The 16229-nt window shown below is 49.9% G+C and carries 16 protein-coding genes; 7 read left to right on the forward strand and 9 right to left on the reverse strand.

Annotated elements, in window-relative coordinates; translation table 11 throughout:
* Positions 1–21: 21 nt before the first annotated feature.
* Entirely contained in the window at positions 22–2376 is a 2355-nt protein-coding gene (locus LQ777_RS19880; protein ID WP_232559686.1) for a penicillin acylase family protein, read from the reverse strand.
* Between the two features lie 234 nt (positions 2377–2610).
* On the opposite strand from LQ777_RS19880, the gene LQ777_RS19885 reads away from it, so the two are divergent.
* Positions 2611–3000, forward strand: coding sequence for a hypothetical protein (locus LQ777_RS19885; protein ID WP_232559687.1), 390 nt, complete (start codon positions 2611–2613; stop codon positions 2998–3000).
* On the opposite strand, the gene LQ777_RS19890 is transcribed toward LQ777_RS19885, so the two are convergent.
* From LQ777_RS19890 to LQ777_RS19900, 3 genes are read right to left on the reverse strand one after another with little or no spacing between them, the layout of a single operon-like run.
* Positions 2983–3792 carry a peptidoglycan-binding protein gene (locus LQ777_RS19890; RefSeq protein WP_232559688.1) on the reverse strand — a complete coding sequence of 270 codons (810 nt, stop codon included), beginning with the start codon at positions 3790–3792 and terminating at the stop codon, positions 2983–2985. The two genes, LQ777_RS19885 and LQ777_RS19890, sit on opposite strands and share 18 nt — an antisense overlap.
* Positions 3793–3827: 35 nt before the next feature.
* Positions 3828–4154, reverse strand: a complete 327-nt coding sequence (locus tag LQ777_RS19895; RefSeq protein WP_232562878.1) for a nucleotide pyrophosphohydrolase — start codon at positions 4152–4154, stop codon at positions 3828–3830.
* Between the two features lie 10 nt (positions 4155–4164).
* On the reverse strand, positions 4165–4368 hold the full coding sequence (locus LQ777_RS19900) for a DUF4177 domain-containing protein (RefSeq protein WP_232559689.1): 204 nt from the start codon (positions 4366–4368) through the stop codon (positions 4165–4167).
* A 114-nt stretch (positions 4369–4482) separates the two neighbouring features.
* Between LQ777_RS19900 and fdhD the strand changes: the two genes are divergently transcribed.
* The gene (gene fdhD, locus LQ777_RS19905) at positions 4483–5340 is read left to right on the forward strand and encodes a formate dehydrogenase accessory sulfurtransferase FdhD (RefSeq protein WP_232559690.1); all 858 of its coding nucleotides are present in this window, start codon (positions 4483–4485) and stop codon (positions 5338–5340) included.
* Here fdhD and LQ777_RS19910 read toward each other — a convergent pair.
* A complete protein-coding gene (locus LQ777_RS19910; RefSeq protein WP_232559691.1) occupies positions 5337–6212 on the reverse strand; it encodes a diacylglycerol/lipid kinase family protein in 876 nt (291 codons plus the stop codon). The genes fdhD and LQ777_RS19910 overlap by 4 nt on opposite strands.
* Before the next feature lie 254 nt (positions 6213–6466).
* On the opposite strand from LQ777_RS19910, the gene LQ777_RS19915 reads away from it, so the two are divergent.
* The gene (locus LQ777_RS19915) at positions 6467–7333 is read left to right on the forward strand and encodes an App1 family protein (protein WP_232559692.1); all 867 of its coding nucleotides are present in this window, start codon (positions 6467–6469) and stop codon (positions 7331–7333) included.
* 93 nt (positions 7334–7426) lie between these two features.
* Here the strand turns inward: LQ777_RS19915 and LQ777_RS19920 are convergent, their stop codons facing one another.
* Positions 7427–8209, reverse strand: coding sequence for a class I SAM-dependent methyltransferase (locus LQ777_RS19920; protein ID WP_232559693.1), 783 nt, complete (start codon positions 8207–8209; stop codon positions 7427–7429).
* Positions 8210–8520: 311 nt separating this feature from the next.
* Here LQ777_RS19920 and LQ777_RS19925 point away from each other — a divergent pair, with 311 nt between their 5' ends.
* Both LQ777_RS19925 and rlmB read left to right on the forward strand, forming a co-directional pair.
* A complete protein-coding gene (locus LQ777_RS19925; protein WP_232559694.1) occupies positions 8521–9915 on the forward strand; it encodes a GWxTD domain-containing protein in 1395 nt (464 codons plus the stop codon).
* Positions 9888–10718 carry a 23S rRNA (guanosine(2251)-2'-O)-methyltransferase RlmB gene (rlmB, locus tag LQ777_RS19930; protein WP_232559695.1) on the forward strand — a complete coding sequence of 277 codons (831 nt, stop codon included), beginning with the start codon at positions 9888–9890 and terminating at the stop codon, positions 10716–10718. The genes LQ777_RS19925 and rlmB overlap by 28 nt, the downstream gene beginning before the upstream one ends.
* A gap of 94 nt (positions 10719–10812) precedes the next feature.
* Here the strand turns inward: rlmB and LQ777_RS19935 are convergent, their stop codons facing one another.
* The gene (locus tag LQ777_RS19935; RefSeq protein ID WP_232559696.1) at positions 10813–11199 is read right to left on the reverse strand and encodes a c-type cytochrome; all 387 of its coding nucleotides are present in this window, start codon (positions 11197–11199) and stop codon (positions 10813–10815) included.
* A gap of 175 nt (positions 11200–11374) precedes the next feature.
* On the opposite strand from LQ777_RS19935, the gene LQ777_RS19940 reads away from it, so the two are divergent.
* Positions 11375–12115 (forward strand): class I SAM-dependent methyltransferase, encoded by a 741-nt coding sequence (locus tag LQ777_RS19940; RefSeq protein ID WP_232559697.1) that lies wholly within the window; start codon positions 11375–11377, stop codon positions 12113–12115.
* A gap of 52 nt (positions 12116–12167) precedes the next feature.
* Here the strand turns inward: LQ777_RS19940 and LQ777_RS19945 are convergent, their stop codons facing one another.
* Both LQ777_RS19945 and pyrR read right to left on the reverse strand, forming a co-directional pair.
* Positions 12168–14741, reverse strand: coding sequence for a DUF5686 and carboxypeptidase-like regulatory domain-containing protein (locus LQ777_RS19945; protein WP_232559698.1), 2574 nt, complete (start codon positions 14739–14741; stop codon positions 12168–12170).
* A gap of 120 nt (positions 14742–14861) precedes the next feature.
* Complete coding sequence (pyrR, locus tag LQ777_RS19950) at positions 14862–15401, reverse strand: bifunctional pyr operon transcriptional regulator/uracil phosphoribosyltransferase PyrR (protein ID WP_232559699.1); 540 nt, start codon at positions 15399–15401, stop codon at positions 14862–14864.
* Positions 15402–15505: 104 nt separating this feature from the next.
* On the opposite strand from pyrR, the gene pth reads away from it, so the two are divergent.
* The gene (gene pth, locus LQ777_RS19955) at positions 15506–16069 is read left to right on the forward strand and encodes an aminoacyl-tRNA hydrolase (RefSeq protein ID WP_232559700.1); all 564 of its coding nucleotides are present in this window, start codon (positions 15506–15508) and stop codon (positions 16067–16069) included.
* The last annotated feature ends 160 nt before the right edge of the window (positions 16070–16229 follow it).

Raw genomic sequence — 16229 nt, forward strand, 5'->3', positions numbered from 1 at the left:
CAGAAGCTTTGTGAACCCTGATCAGGGCTTCAGTACAGTCGTTTGTTCAGCTACGGTTTTCACCTTGTCTTTGGTGAAGAACACCGGAAAATAATTGTTTTCGGCCCAGATTGGAAATAAGTCGCTGTAATGCGGACTATCGGGGTTACCAGACTGCCCCGGACTGTTGATGCCCAACGTTTTATCCCAATCTTCGGTATCGATCAGAATACGGAATGACGCCCCGTGCGTCTGGTTCAGGTCATTAGCCGTTGCGTTAACGGTTTCGCCGTAACCGCCCCGCGCCACCGGACCAAGGTTGATCTTTTTCTGCATAGCTTTGTCTACCAGATCGCTAAGCGGGTGCGTGATGGTAATGTGCTTATTTTTTCGCTGTCCGTACAGCCAGTCATCCATGTCGTTACCAAGCCGGTCGGTCAGTTGGGTCACGGCGCGGTCCATGCAGGAAAGCAGCAGGCTATCGCGGGAAACCGTCGGAATAAGTAGTTCGTCAAAGACCCGCTTCGAGGGCAGGCTTTTAAAATAAGGCTGCGCATTTTTCGGCACCTTCTGTTGATAAACCGCTTTTTTCAGCTCTCCCTCCCAGGCAACGTAAATCGCAGCGGCCACCGAATTAGTCTCTAATTTGTAATCCCATTTCCGCAGGTAACCCAACGCCTGTTCGGTTCGGTTATCAGGCGAAGCCAGGTTTTTCAGCAACGGTACCAGCGTTCGAGCCGGAATAGATAGATAGTCAGCCTGCAAAGCCATAAAATCGACCATACTCTTGCGCTTCCCATCATTCAATACTTCTTCGATGCGGTGGGCCCGGTTAGGCGAAGACCATGTCCAGCCGACCGCATCGCGATGGGGAAAATTAGCGGGTGTCAGGTTGTTATTGGCTGTGGCGACATACCCTTCCGATGGATTCAGTTTGTTGGGCAATTGCTGAATCGGTAAATAGCCACTCCATTCGTATCGGCCATCGCCGGGTACGGGTACCAATCCCGTAAAGTTCTTGCGAATCGGGGCCAAGCCTACGGCCTGCCAGCCAATGGTTCCGGTTTTATCCGCCCAGATCATGTTTTCTCCCGGAATCCGGCTGTACGAACAGGCTTGCCGAAACTCCGTCCAGTTACGCGCCTGATTCATGCGCAGACTCGCCAGATAAGGTGAACAGCCCGTGTCGAGCCAACCCGCCCGGATAGCGTAGGCTTTGTGATGCTGCTTGTCTTCGAAGACCACCGGGCCGTGTCGCGTATATTTCAGGGTCGCCTGCACGGGCTGTCCACCTTTCACCGGAATGGTTTCGGTCAGCGTTTTCATGCTTACCCAGTTGCCTTTGTAGCGGTATTGATTCGGATTGGCCGGGTTGGTTTCGTACACGTACAAATCTTCGTTGTCGGTCTCAAAAATCGTCAAGCCCCAGGCCCCATAATCGTTATGACCGATTGAAATTCCCGGTAGGGTCGGCTCCCCCGCCCCGATCACGTTCCATCCGGGCCCATTTAAGTGTACCCAATACCGCAGGGAGGGTGTCGATTGCGCCCGGTGCGGATCATTAGCGAGCATCGGATAACCACTCGCCGACTTATTGCCCGAAATAATCCAGTTATTGGAGCCGACGTATTGTTTTTCGGTATCAAACCACTCGTCGTTGTTTTGCTGACGGTCGAGCTGGGCTTCGTCTTCGTCGGCTTTTGTGGGTCGCCCCTGAAATTTTAAGGGCAAGCGAAACGCTTCGTACAAGTCGAGAATGGGCTGAAACAGTTCATCGCCGTTCACGCGTAGGGTCAGGTCAGGTTCGTTCGGTTTCGATACGGGATGAAACCATTGCAGTTCACGGAGTTTGTCAGCGCCAATGAGTTTGACCAACCGACCGTAATTCAGTTCGTCACGCACGTTATAGGCTAATCCCTGATGACGGCTAATAACCACTTCAGGCGTCCACAAACCCGGTTTCGTGTTCAGAACCCGAAATTCGAACGGAAGCTTTTCGGGCGTTTTCAGTACCTGCGTAATGTACGCGTTAACGCCATCGACAAAGGCCCGAACAATCTGCGGTCCGTGCGGGTGGTAGTGCAGTAGTTCCTTGTTAAGATCGCCCCGAAAACGAAAAAGCCGGGTACCCATATCCCGTTTGACTTCCTGCGGACCGAGCAGTTCGGCGACGGTTCCGGTTGCCTGCCGACGCCAGATTTCCAGTTGAAAAAGCCGGTCTTGAGCCGCCGAGTAGCCCTGCGCAAAAAATAGATCGTGCTCGTTTTTGGCGTAAATGTGATTGACGCCCCAACGATCACGGATTATTTCGACGGGTTGCTGAAGGCCGGGAATGGATTGAGCAACAGCAGAAAACAGCGAACAAAAGAGCAGAACAAGTGGTAAAAGCCGATGCATGACGTTGAGAGGATTTCCGGGTAAGATAACCAACAATCAGCACACCGCAACTTTAAGAAACCTTTAACAACCGAACTACTTTTATTTGGTTAGTTTAGCAACAAGATCAGAATACTTATGAAAGCGCTGACTTTTTGCCTCCTGATTAGCTTTGTAACTGGATGTGTCACGATTCAATCGAACACTAAATCCGACGCCGTACCAACATTTAAACGGATTTTGGTCGTAACAAAAATGCGGAAAGCACCAGACAGCTACGCGCAGGGCTTTGTCCATGCATTCCCCGCAGGGTATCAGGTTTGTACGGTGGCCCTAAGTCCACTGTCATTCGACAATCCCAACGAAACGATCCGGAAGCAGGTCGAAGCCTGCCAAAGCGAAGTGATTCTTACGCTCGAATTAAGCAAGACGGGCAGTATCGACCGGTATCACAGCAGCGATTATGAATACAACGCGGAAATGACTTCCGTAGCGACCGGCCAGCCCTTCTGGAAAGCGATCATTTCGGCAAATCCGAATCTGGGCGAACAATTATCTCCTCGCAGTGTCGTCAAGCGCTTGCTGAACGATCATATCCTTGATGGTAAGCTACCAAGTTCGCAATCGCTACAAGCCGTCAATTGATAAAATATCGATGGTTGCGTTTTGAATATTCCGGACGCGGGCAAACACCGCAGTGCCGTTACTTCCGCCCTTCACATCCGTATTTCCTTCCAGTGTCTCAATGGCATCACCGAGAACGGCTGTCACAATGCCCGTATGAAACCAGTCATCGGTTTCTGGATTACGCAACAGAAACACATCACCGGGACGCATACAGGCTGGTTTTTTCCGTAGATTGGCACATCTGGTAAGCCGTCCGGTTCCCTGTCCATGCAGGGCCATTGTGTCGCAACTAAGCGTATGCGGCATAATGGCCGTAAAACTACGCCCGTAGGCCGATGAGGTCTGATCCAGCACCGTCTGCACAAAGCCCGCACACCATTTGAAAAGGGAGCCATCGTACCCATCGCAATAGCCACGTACCCAAGGCCCCAAATTCTGTCCATCCGACGTTTGCAGTTCTGCCGACCGTTGTCTCAAATGGGCATTCGCAATCTGAATAACGGCTTTACGGGAATCTTTCGCAGTCGGCTTTGCGCTAAACGCATTCGACAGGGGAGCACTCAGGCGTTTAAATAGCTCCGGCGTGACGACGCCCGTCTTCGGTACTTTAAGCGCAGCCTGAAAGTTCTGCACAGCCCGCTCTGTCGCCGGTCCGAACTGACCATCGATGGACGTAGTAAGAGCCGCTCTGGGGTAATTCGGCGCATTCAGGCATAACCACTCCTGAATTCGTTTAACGTCGTTTCCTCCATCACCTTTTTTGATGGCACCGGAAAAAAGCAATTCGTTCTGGTAAGCCGTTTTGATCATGGTAACTGGTGGGATATGGTGGGTAGTCAGATTTGTTACTTCAGCTTCTCGTTGTTCAAATGTCGCGTCGCATCTCGGATATTTTTTTTCGCCAGGTTTTTGGCAAAAGCGTCGGTCAGATCGACACCGGTTTGATTGGCGAGACAGATAAGCACCCAAAGAACATCAGCCATTTCGTCACCCAGGTCTTTGTCTTTATCGGACTCTTTTTCCGATTGTTCGCCGTAACGACGCGCAATAATCCGCGCCACTTCGCCCACCTCTTCGGTGAGCATTGCCATGTTGGTAAGTTCATTAAAATACCGAACGCCGACGGTTTTGATCCAATCGTCAACGGTAGCCTGAGCGTCTTTTAGCGTTATATCCATTTCGTTAGTGTATTTCCCGCTTGAGCGTCACAAGAACACTCCGCGATTGCCCCTGCGCCATGTTCAGATCCACCGACGATACGACTTCCCAGCCTTGCTGGCCAAGTTCGTTGAGCTTGTCGGTCAGTTCCTGCACGTCAATCTTACCTCCTCCGCTCCAGAAACCGCCTGCGGCTACGTCAAGGACGCGGTATTCAAACTTTTTCATGGTGTTGATAAATGACTGGTTCGTGAATGAGATCAGCCCACGAAGATAGGCAGCACTCAGGCAAATAAATCAACTTTCCTGTATCAACGGGCGTTATACAGGAAAGTGAATGCTATGGCTCTCGTTGCTCCCGTTACCATCCAAAAAATTTCAGGCGACAGTTTGAAAGAGACCCCCGATCTGCTGGCCGTTGAGGAACCGCTCGAAATCCGACTCGGCTTCGGACCCGTTGATGACCGTCAGCAGCGGAGCGTCGCCGTTACGATGCGAACACCCGGCCACGACGAAGAACTGGCGATGGGGTTTCTGTTTACGGAAGGCATTATTCAGCGCCCCAGCGACATTATTTCCTGCCGCCACTGCGTTCAGGATTCGGCCAAAGAAGGCAACGTACTCCGCGTTGAACTCCATCCTGATGTAGTTGTTGACTGGGCCCGGCTCAACCGAAATACGTTTACGTCGTCGAGTTGTGGACTCTGCGGCAAAACGACCATTGATGCCGTAATGGCCCTTACGCCTGGTCCCCTTTCGTCCGATTTTCTGCTGGAACCAACTGTATTACACGCTTTACCGGAGCGGGTTCGGACTGCACAGCGGGCGTTTGCGTACACAGGTGGTATTCACGCAGCGGCTCTGTTCGATGCGGCTGGAACGGTGTTGCTTGTTCGGGAAGACATTGGCCGGCACAACGCGCTGGATAAACTTATAGGCGCTGCTTTCTGGCAAAACTGGCTTCCGCTGTCGCAATCGGGCATTTTTCTAAGCGGACGAATCGGTGTCGAACTGGTTCAGAAAAGCTGGATGGCCGGTGTTCCGTTGTTAGCGGCTGTCGGTGCACCATCGAGTCTGGCCGTTCAGATGGCGCAGGAAGCCGGTATGACACTCACCGGCTTTGTCCGTGACGAACGATTTAATGTTTACAGCAAAGCCGAACGGATTAACGTTCATTCGCTCTTAGCAACCAGCCTTTAGGCCGTGACTGGTTGCGGTACGATCATTTTCACAACGCCGGGTTTAACCTCGGCTTTTAGCTGAGTTACCCGACCGATGTATTCGCCGTCTACCTGAAAATACGCTTTACGGTGCGTTTCAATTGTGATCGATGTGGCGGGGAAGATTTCTATTTTCCGAGGATCGAACGGCTGATAACGCCAGAATAATTTCAGGATTTCCCAGAATGACAAGCGCCGAAAAATAACTACTTCGAATTGCCCATCGAACGGATCACCCTCGGGATTGATTACAGCCCCCGTACCATACATGCGCGCATTGGCCAGCACAATCATGAAGGCCGCTCGTGGGATGCATTCATCACCTTTATTGATCTCAACCCGCAACAAACGGTGCTTTCGTAACACATTGACCACTCCGCGCAGATAACCTAGTTTACCGCGCAGATTATTTTGCTGGTAATGCTTTACTAGCTGGGCGTTTAGACCGATATCAGCCAGGTGCAGACAGATTTCGCCATTCACCGAAATAAGGTCCGTTGGCTTTAAAACCCCATTGGTGAGCACATTCAGGCTTCCTTCAACGTCAGCCGGAATACCAAGCTCACGGGCCATTCCGTTTGCCGAGCCAGCCGGTAAAATCCCTATTGGAATATCCGTGTCCAGGAGTTGCTCGGCCACAAACTTGATCGTACCGTCGCCCCCAACGGCCACGACGCGATCTGGTTTTACCTGAGCGATTTTTTTCTTTAGCTCTTCCTCATCCGTCTTGCCGTCGAGGTACAAAAACTCGGCTTTATTGGGCGAGTTATCGAAATGGTTGTGGATACCATCTTCCCAGTCCGTTTTGGCTTTCCCACCGGAAACGGGATTTATTGCGAATAAAAAGACCAACTTCTGAGCGAATTATGGGTTATACGTGACACGCACCGTTGAACATTATGACCCTTGACCAACAGCCAATACAGAGTAAACAGAATTTAAGCCTAAAAGGTAAGTTAATAAATCGTTTCTTAACATGGCTGCGGCTAACCGATCAGCCCGTTGTTAACGTTTATCGGGGATTTGGCAATGCTCAAAAGGTGACCATCCACGGACATGCGCTTCGGCGGAGTGCCCAACCTCGAAAAAATTATCGAAACAGCGCCGTGGTAAATTTGCTTGCCGTCCTTCGCCTGTTTCTGGTGCGTCCGTACCCACAGGCTACCATTCGGGTCCGTTTAGGTGACCACACGACGGAAATCCGGACCGATCCTGATGGTTACTTTCGTATCGAACTCCCCTTGGAGCAGGCCCTACCGCCCGGCTGGCACTCGGTAAAGGCACAAATGGTGTCGCAAACGATTTCGCCCGAAACGATACTGGCCGAAGGAGAAGGTAAAATACTGATTCCGCATCAAACGCCGTTTCTGTGTATTTCGGACATTGACGACACATTCTTGATTTCCCATTCGGCGACGATTGGCAAACGTCTGCTGGTACTACTGACTCAGAATGCGCACAGCCGTGATCCCTTCGAAGGGGTTGTAGCCCATTACCAGCTGCTCGCCGAAGCCGCCAGCGGCCCGGACGCTACCAATCCTTTTTTTTACGTATCCAGCAGCGAGTGGAACCTGTATGATTATATTCTGGAATTTTCGCGCAAGAATGGGCTTCCGGAAGGAATCTATCTTCTGAGTCAGCTCAAGCAGCTATCGCAGTTGTTGCAGACGGGCAAAACCAAGCACCTGACCAAGTTTGACCGCATCGTCCGCATCATCGAAACGTATCCAGATCGGAAATTCATTCTGTTAGGCGACGACTCCCAGCAGGACCCGCCTATTTACGAATCGATTGTCAGGCATTTTCCTCAGCAGATTCTTTGTGTGTACATTCGGCGCATCCACCCCAAAAAACAGGATGCAACGAATGAGCTTATGAAGAGAATCAAAGCCAACGGGGTGGCCTACTGTTATTTCGCGAACAGTGCCGAAGCTCATCGGCATTCGGTAGAAATGGGACTTGTCGCTTCCTGAGGATGCAAGCGAACATTACACGCTAGAGAAAGCGTTGAGAAGATAGACAGGTTTGTGATGACCGCCTGATACAGACATCACAAACCTGATTCGTTATTTCGTCGCTACGTAAAAGAAGTCGAGACTTCCGGCGGGATCGTTGCTGACCAGATAATCGGTGTAGTCGATCTCGGCAGCAATACCATCCGCTTTCAAAAGTCGGTTGCGATTCAGTCGATTCATCAGATCGTAAGGAACCTGTAACAACCGGCGGGGCAACCGATACTGTAGATTGAAAATATCGAACCGGGTCAGCTTTTTGACCGACTCTTTATTTTGCTCATAATAGGTCATCACTTTTCCATTGCCGTGAACGCCTTTGGTATCCACGTTTGGAAAATACTTACCCATCAGGTTCCGTAAGCCATCGGCGTAATATTCCCGAACGTGCCACGGATTACGGGTTAGCGAGAACGTCTTGTTGACGGTTGTCAGCAGTAGCTTCCCCCCCGGTTTCAGAACCCGATGAGCCTCCCGGATAAACAGATCATCATTCTCAATATGTTCGATCACCTGAAACGTTACGATATAATCAAACGTATTGTCAGGTATTGGAGCACCGTTGGCACCCATTAACGGCGGAATGTTGGCGGCAATAAATGTAGACTGTGGGTAGGCCGCACCTAATGCCGAAATCAAATCGTTGTTTTTATCAATACCGGTATAATGATCAGCGGCTTTGGTGAGCAAATCAAGGCCACGTCCCCAGCCACAACCGATTTCGAGCACCTTGCCACTGACGATTGAAGCCGCTTCCACGTATGGAAACAACAGGCGCTGATGGACAGGGTTGTCCGACGCAATTTCAGCGGAGGTAATTTCGGTGGTTTTGTACATATCTTTTCTGGACGCCTGGGTTATTGTTGGCCACTAGGATCGTTTTTATGCTTAATTTAAGATCACCAAGTAGCCATTGTCTGTTTATCAAACGTCGTCGTTTGCAATTCAATCTACAAAATTAGTCTTTTGTAGTTAAGTAAAGAAAAATGAACCGCTTCCGTAACCCGAACGATACAATTTTTTCGTTATAAATACGGCTTTGCTGCTTTTAGGTGTACGTCAGGTTGGTAAGCCGTTAACCGACAGCCAGTTGCTGAAGCCCAAACTAAACATTTACTATCCGAAACACGCAAGATTACTTATATTGTATGCGTATTCTGTCAGCTATACTATTCATTGCATTCGTATCGGCCTGCTCAAGCAGCAAAAAGACGCAGCAGGACCGTGCCACTGCGGCTTACGAAGCGCGCACCGAAGCCCGGCGTAATTCGCCCCAAAGCGATTCGCGCCCGTCGGCACCCGCAACAGCAGCCCCTATCAAACTAAACGATGGTCCGACTACGACGCCTAGCTCAACACCAACGGCGGGGCCAAAACAGGTCGGAGAATGGGTTGTCACGTCCATAAAAGGTAAGTTTCTGGCAGTCGATACCAGTTCGGTTCGCGTGTACATGAACCTGACGGCAAAAACGCCAAAAGGAGAGCCGGTTTTGAACCCCGCTGAGTTTGTCGAGCATTTTCAAATGGCGTACGTCATGTATCCCGACTACAACAACCGCGAACGACTCGGTTATGGCACTATTCCACTGTCTACGCAAAACGTTAGTCGTGAAGGTGATTACCTGACATTGATGTTTGACGTTAAACGGCCTAAAGATGCCGCGAATGCTGTTCTGCTGACAGAAATTACGGAAATGAATACAGGGACGAAAGCGCGTAACGACCTGTCGCTGCGTTTTAAAGGCGGAAAACTCAGTGACCGTTTCGCCCTGTTCGATAAAAAGGGAACGATGCCACAACTGCGGAACTACGTCAACGCAGGTGATACGGTTATTATCCGCGATGTCAGCGGTGCCAGCAAGCCGCTTTACGGGTTTCGCTACCGGCACGATTTCGAGGCTGCTTCGTCGCCAATGAACACCTCGCCGAAACCAGCTCCTAAATCGCTGAACGTCGATTCAACCTTGAGCATTACTACGAACCAGCCGTTTATTATTCCGCGAGAAGGGCTTTATTACTTCGTGGAAGACACAACCGCCGAGACGGGTATTGGCCTGGTTGTCAGCGACAAACGATTCCCAAAAATGACTCGTCCCGAAAAACTCATCAAACCCGTGCTGTACATGAGTACCAGTAGTGAGTTTGGCGAGCTAGCTCAGGCGCAGGATACCAAAAAAGCGTTTGACCGCTATTGGCTCGGCCTGATGTCAGGAAATGAGGAAGTCGCCCGAAAAACGCTAAAAGCGTACTTTGACCGGGTTGAAGAAGCAAACCGCCTGTTCACCACGTACAAGGAAGGCTGGAAAACCGATAAAGGCATGATTTATATCGTACTTGGCGCTCCGGACCGTGTGCAACGGAACCGCGAACGCGAAGTGTGGGTTTATAATCGCCGGGCCAACGTCTCGGAAGTCAATTTTACATTTACGAAGAAACCGAATCAATTTGTCGAGGATCATTACGAACTGGTGCGCTACATTGAGTATCAGCCAATTTGGTACCCGATAGTCGAAGCATGGAGAACCGGCGCAATCCGCGAATAAATCGCTTTAATCATCGAAATAACAATGCCAAACCCCAATTTCGTCCGCAGCCCGACGAGATGGTGTTTGGCATTCAGTCTGTTATCGAAACCCTGCGTTCCGAGCAGCAGATCGATAAACTGTACATGGAAAAAGGGCTTAGTAACCCCGATATCCAGAACCTGGCATTTCAGAACCGCGTCACGATACAGCGTGTACCCGTCGAAAAGCTGGATCGGCTGACCCGGAAAAATCACCAGGGCGTCGTTTGTCTTGTCGCTCAGGTGCAGTACGTCAAGCTGTCCAACGTTATCGCTGATGTGTACGACCGGGGCGAAACGCCATTTTTTCTGCTTTTGGACCGCATCACGGACGTCAGAAACTTTGGTGGTATTGCGCGTACAGCCGAATGTACGGGCGTGCAGTGCATCGTCATTCCGGGACGTGGTGCCGCAGCGATCAACTCCGACGCGATGAAAACGTCGTCGGGTGCGCTCAACCACATCTCGGTTTGCCGCGAACCAGATTTGACCGAAACAATAAAATATTTGCAGGATTCGGGCATCACGGTTGTGGCTTGTACGGAAAAGTCGAGCCGGGATCTTTACGAGCGTACCACCGATCTAACCGGTCCGCTGGCTATTATCATGGGTTCGGAAGAGGACGGTATATCGCCCGAATTACTTCGCATGGCCGATAACCACGTCAAAATTCCGCTTCTTGGCGCAGTCGGCTCGTTGAATGTGTCGGTCGCAACTGGTGTCGTTTTGTACGAAGCTGTACGCCAGCGCAGCCTTGCCGTTCCAGTGCAGACCGAAGAATAGCAACAATGGATGGTTGTCAAAACAAGTTAGCTACCAATCTGACTTTGTAACTCATAAAAAAAGCACCGGCTAGTAGTCCGGTGCTTTTTCACTATTACGATTTTTTGCTTTTCGCTTTGGTCGATCCAGCTTTTTTAGCTGGCGACTTATCCAGCGAATTGATCCAGACGGCTAGTTTCATAGCATCTTCTTTCGGAACCTGTTTCATTGGAGCCATCGGTGGGTAACCGGGCCAGTGGCTTGGTATTGGATTGTAAATCAGGTTAACGATTTCCTCGTTAGAATACTTCTTCTTCGCTACGTCTGCGTAAGCAGGGCCAACTAACCGTTGGTTAGGACGATGGCAAGCAATACAAGTGTACTTGCTCATCAGGGCATTCATATCCGCTGGAATATCAGCGGTCGGAGCCTGCGCATTGACGTTTAATGAAGCCAAGGCCAGGGCTGCCGTAGCAAAAAGAAAGCCAAACGATTTTTTCATGAGAATCAGGTAAAGCAATAAATGAACGGAACAAATTGAAATCGGCGATAGGTCAACCCCGCAAAAATAGATGGTTCCTACTTATAACCCAATTTTGCCTCGGTTTTTCCTACTAAACCACTTGTTTGACAGTTGTTCTTTAAAAACGTTTAATATTTGCCCAAATAAAAAGACTATGTCCCCTCTCGACCGCTTCTCGGGCCACGCTGATCTGTACGCGCAGTACCGGATCGATTATCCGCAGGATCTTTACGATTTCATTCTTTCGTCAACGGACGGGCGTCATATGGCCTGGGATTGCGCTACGGGAAATGGGCAGGTCGCCGGTGTACTAGCCGATACTTTCGAGCAGGTCGAAGCCACCGATATCAGCGAAACGCAGTTGATACTCGCTGTCAAGAAACCGAATATCCGCTACCAGCTAAGTCAGGCGGAACAAACCCCCTTTGCCAACCAGACGTTTGATCTCATCACGGTAGCACAGGCCCTGCACTGGTTTAACGTGAAGGCGTTCCACACGGAGGTTCGACGCATTGCCAAACCGGGGGCGACGCTTGCTGAATGGGGCTATGGCCTGGCGACGCTTGGCGCTGACCTTGATCCGCTTCTGATTGATTTTTACCGAAATCAGGTTGGCCCTTATTGGGACCCACAACGTGTTCATATCGACAAGTCGTACGCAACGTTGCCGTTTCCCTTTGCGGATGTACAACACCAAGGATTTACCATCCGTAGAACCTGGTCACTGGATCGGTTTCTAAACTACTTGCGGACGTGGTCAGCCGTGCGTCAATACATCCACGAAAACGAAGAAGATCCCGTCACTCCGTTTGGCGAGCAATTACAGTCCGTTTGGGGCGATACTGAACGAGACGTTACTTTTCCTGTATTCCTACGACTCGGTCGTGTCCGCTAACAGCTACGAATTAGCTTTTGTCAGCGAACACGACCGAGTTATTATGAACAGCCTAAAAGTTGAAGGACGCGGACGCCTTCAAGGCAAATGGCTTAACCGGAATCCCATTGGGACCATTATCCAGATAAGTAAGCCGGTGAATTGCCTGAATACGGATTATTTTGAAAATATTGTCGATACCATACCCTACTTCCACGTATGGTTTTCTACCATCGAGCGCGCCAAAATGAATCGGTTTCATCCCACCCGGTAATGGCTTAAATGTTTCAATGTCCTGATTGGCCTTTGATTGACTTCCCCAGAGTGCGTCAACGTTGGCAACCAGTCGCCAGTTGAGTTTCCGGATACCGGGTAGTCGATTGAACAGGAGCCCTTCAAACCGATGCTGTACGTGAATTGCCACGAATCGATCACTCACAAATTCGTAGAACTGCATTCGGTTGAACGTATTGAATGTCAGCAAAGGAGTTGGATTACCGATGTGCGGAAACAGCAACGGCGCTGGCAATGTTGACGGTGTAAACCCGGCTGACAGCAGGTAGCTCATGCGACCGAGTGGCCCGATGCGCAACGATTGCTGTGCCCGCATGGTCAGCCGGTCATAATTGTAATTACCACCCAGTGATTTTAGGCCTTTCGTGTAACGGATGGTTAAAACCGGTGCCCGCTTCGTACCGAGCGTGATACGCTCGTTTCCGTCCATGATGTATTTTTCCTTACGGGCCAGACGCGCTTCGATTGACCAGTAAGTATCATAAATATCAGACTTCAGCGGTGATAAATCCCCCATGTCGGGGCTGATCCGGTAATGGAATGGAAATATAGGATTGAATGTCCGACTACCAATCGTAGCGGTCAGCAGTATGCCACGAACGGGTTCGGTACGGAAAAACAATTCTTTTTGCATATTCCTGTAAGCGCCCCGGTACCGTCCAAAACGGCTTAACGCGTAGAAGATCCGGTTTCCGCCGATCAATTCTGGCGTCAGCCCTAAACGTTCCAGATCATCGGAAACCTTAACGCCAGCCAATGTCCAGTGCTGACGAGAGAAAAGGTAGTCGGCTTCCATTCCGTACTTAAACCGACGATCAAGCGTTCCGTAAGCTACGTAGCCACGAAACGTCCAGTTGCGGCTAAACTGATCATTGGTTCTAAAACCGATTCGCGTCCGCAACCCTTCCACCGAATTGACAGCAAACAAATACGGGTACGGGCCTAAGTCGACCTTACCCAGCTTGTAAAACCCGGTAACGAGAACCTGTCCGATTCCTTCGGCTGTTTTCACCGCCGGGATGGCTCTTAAGTTCTCAATCATCTGGAGCGCTTTCTTGTCGGCCTTGTTGAGCGAATCCGACCCGGCAAGATTGCCCTGTACCGCCCGCCAATAAGCGTCATTATCCGTAGCAACGGTGTCGCTCGGCTCAATCGGTTGCTCGTAGAACAAAGCCGGATGCGGTTTATTGACAACGACATTGCTGCTACGTAGCGTAACCTCAGCGCGCAACCCAAGCGACTGCTTACCAACTCCTGTCAGATCAGCCAACAGTCGAATGGTAGTAGGCAGCCAGCCTGCGGTTCCCGACGAAGTAGAGACCGTATCCATCGTTGGTTCCAGTTCCTGCTCAATCGTCAGCTTACGCACATAGTTCAGGTTAGCCCCGCTGCCAATGCTCGTTTCGATCTGGCACAGCGCAAATGAGGTCGTGTCAATCCAGGCTTTACCCGTAAACGCCAGGTCTTCGGGGCGCTTGGGTTCAAACTGAATTTCGTAGCAGATATGATCGCCGATCTGGGTCGTATCCGCCAGGAAAAATTCGTACCAGTTCCGCCAGTTGTCGCCAATAGGTGACGCAAAGTCTTTTCCCAGAATGGGGATGTAGTTATCGTAGAAGTTCTGATTAACCAGGTTTGTTCCACCCAGCAGTTGTGAGCTTAGTCCGGCATCATCTACGGCCACGCCTTTAATGCGCGTTTTACGAACGTCCTCCCGTTTGCGCTGTGGACTATCCCGGTAGTAATAATGCGATACGGATTCCGAAACTAATATAGGTAGCAGTTTGTGCCCATCGCTGTCGATAATCGAATCGTGCTTGCTCATAGCCTCGTTGACCTTTTTCATCAACGGGTTACGGCGCATCCGTTCCGACATATGCGTTAGCGATACCTGGGTTTTAACGTAGTTGTCGCATTCGTAGGCCAGCAACCGTTTTCGGTCGTTGGTAACGCGGTTTTTACGCACCTGCCGCAACACACGGAACGCCGGATTCTCACCAGCACGCACCGTTACTTCCTGCAATGACGTACCACCGGAAGCCAGCTTGACATCAACTGCCTGCGACATTCGTTCCCGATCAATGAACTGTCGTTGCGTCACGTACCCAAGCGAACTAACGGCTATCGAATCTGACAGCAACTTGGCTTTGATCACGTACCGTCCCTGCTCATCCGTCAAGGCACCTACCCGTCGCCCTACCAGCGCGACACTAGCGAACGGAACAGGCTCTCCTGTACGAGCATCCGTTACTAGTCCTGTAACGGTGTAAATCGTTTGCGCGTTGGCTTGTTGTGAAGCAACAACAAGGAGACAAGAGAGTAAAAGTATAAGTAGTTTCTCTATGGACTTCATTGCGTATAATTACGGAAAGCGAAATTAAGCAATGCGCCATAATCTTAAAATACCCTTACCCCCCAAATGTCATTAATAAGTCATTAATTGTCAAAAGCTTGCTTTCAATTGATAGCATGCCTATCCAACCAACCAAATTCGATCGGCGTCGGCTCCCTGCTCAGTCCACTCAACGAGTACCCGTTGGGATTCAAGTGTATTGACGCGTTTTCCGGTATAATCGGGCTTCACGGGCAAATCGCGGTTATACCGACGGTCGATCAACACTAGTAATTCGACTTTACGAGGCCGTCCAAAGGCGGTCATGGCGTCGAGGGCTGCCCGTACCATTCGACCGGTTGCCAGCACATCGTCTACCAGAATTACGCGCTTATCCTCGATGATAAATGGGACATGAGTTGTGTTGGGGCGTAGTGGAGAATCGCGACGCCGAAAATCGTCCCGGTAGAATGTCGCATCGAGGTAGCCAAGAGGTACGTCGTAGCCAAGCGCCCGATTTAGTTCGCGTCCGACGCGCTCAGCAAAGTAAATACCGCGCGGCTGCAATCCCAGAATCACCGTATCCGCAAAATTCTGGTGGTTTTCAATAAGCTGCTGCGCCAGACGGCTGATCACAATTTCGAGCAGCGGACTGGAAAGGATTAGGCGTTGTTGGTTCATGGGGTAAAAATAGTCGTCTATTACCAGCCATCCGTCGTTAGTAGGTAGTTTTGGCTTACTATTTTTGTTTCCTTCAATTTATTAAAGACTAATACAATTGGCTAATGGCTAAATTTTTGATCGTCGGCCTCGGTAATATCGGCCCTGAATACGCTCTGACTCGTCACAATGCTGGATTTATGGTTCTCGACCGAATGGCGGCTCAACACGGGTTTACGTTTACAATGAATCGCCTGGCTTATACGGCTAAATGGCAACATAAGGGAAAGCAGTTGTTTCTGATCAAGCCCACGACCTTTATGAATCTCAGCGGCCGTGCCGTTCAGTATTACATGAAGCAGGAAAATATCCCAATCGAGAATATTTTGATTGTCACTGACGATAAAGATCTTCCATTCGGTAAGCTGCGCCTAAAGCCAAAAGGATCGCCGGGAGGTCATAACGGATTACGTAATATCGACGAAGTACTGTCCACTCAAGAGTACGCTCGCTTACGGGTTGGCATAGGCAGTAATTTTCAGAAAGGAAGACAGGTTGATTTCGTCCTGGGGCAGTTTCCAGAAGATGAATTAATCCAACTACCCGACTATTTAGACCGCATAGCCGATGTTGCGCTTGCTTTTTGTACTATGGGCATACAATTTGCGATGAACAATTACAACCAATGATATAAATTTTTAAAGAACTTTACAGTATTCACAAAACATATATTCTTATAATCTAGGCCCTAATAGGCAAAATATTATTTTGATTCACAAATTAACAATCAGAAATTATCAACTATTTACGAATTACACAGGATCAAATTCGGAATAATATTTCGATAAG

Source organism: Spirosoma oryzicola (genome assembly GCF_021233055.1).
Lineage (GTDB): Bacteria > Bacteroidota > Bacteroidia > Cytophagales > Spirosomataceae > Spirosoma > Spirosoma oryzicola.

Excerpts from the sequence above, each read along its gene's own strand:
- LQ777_RS19880 (WP_232559686.1), bottom strand. The coding sequence starts at position 2,376 with ATGCATCGGCTTTTACCACTTGTTCTGCTCTTTTGTTCGCTGTTTTCT.
- LQ777_RS19885 (WP_232559687.1), top strand. The coding sequence starts at position 2,611 with ATGCGGAAAGCACCAGACAGCTACGCGCAGGGCTTTGTCCATGCATTC.
- LQ777_RS19890 (WP_232559688.1), bottom strand. The coding sequence starts at position 3,792 with ATGATCAAAACGGCTTACCAGAACGAATTGCTTTTTTCCGGTGCCATC.
- LQ777_RS19900 (WP_232559689.1), bottom strand. The coding sequence starts at position 4,368 with ATGAAAAAGTTTGAATACCGCGTCCTTGACGTAGCCGCAGGCGGTTTC.
- fdhD (WP_232559690.1), top strand. The coding sequence starts at position 4,483 with ATGGCTCTCGTTGCTCCCGTTACCATCCAAAAAATTTCAGGCGACAGT.
- LQ777_RS19920 (WP_232559693.1), bottom strand. The coding sequence starts at position 8,209 with ATGTACAAAACCACCGAAATTACCTCCGCTGAAATTGCGTCGGACAAC.
- LQ777_RS19925 (WP_232559694.1), top strand. The coding sequence starts at position 8,521 with ATGCGTATTCTGTCAGCTATACTATTCATTGCATTCGTATCGGCCTGC.
- rlmB (WP_232559695.1), top strand. The coding sequence starts at position 9,888 with ATGGAGAACCGGCGCAATCCGCGAATAAATCGCTTTAATCATCGAAAT.
- LQ777_RS19935 (WP_232559696.1), bottom strand. The coding sequence starts at position 11,199 with ATGAAAAAATCGTTTGGCTTTCTTTTTGCTACGGCAGCCCTGGCCTTG.
- LQ777_RS19940 (WP_232559697.1), top strand. The coding sequence starts at position 11,375 with ATGTCCCCTCTCGACCGCTTCTCGGGCCACGCTGATCTGTACGCGCAG.
- LQ777_RS19945 (WP_232559698.1), bottom strand. The coding sequence starts at position 14,741 with ATGAAGTCCATAGAGAAACTACTTATACTTTTACTCTCTTGTCTCCTT.
- pyrR (WP_232559699.1), bottom strand. The coding sequence starts at position 15,401 with ATGAACCAACAACGCCTAATCCTTTCCAGTCCGCTGCTCGAAATTGTG.
- pth (WP_232559700.1), top strand. The coding sequence starts at position 15,506 with ATGGCTAAATTTTTGATCGTCGGCCTCGGTAATATCGGCCCTGAATAC.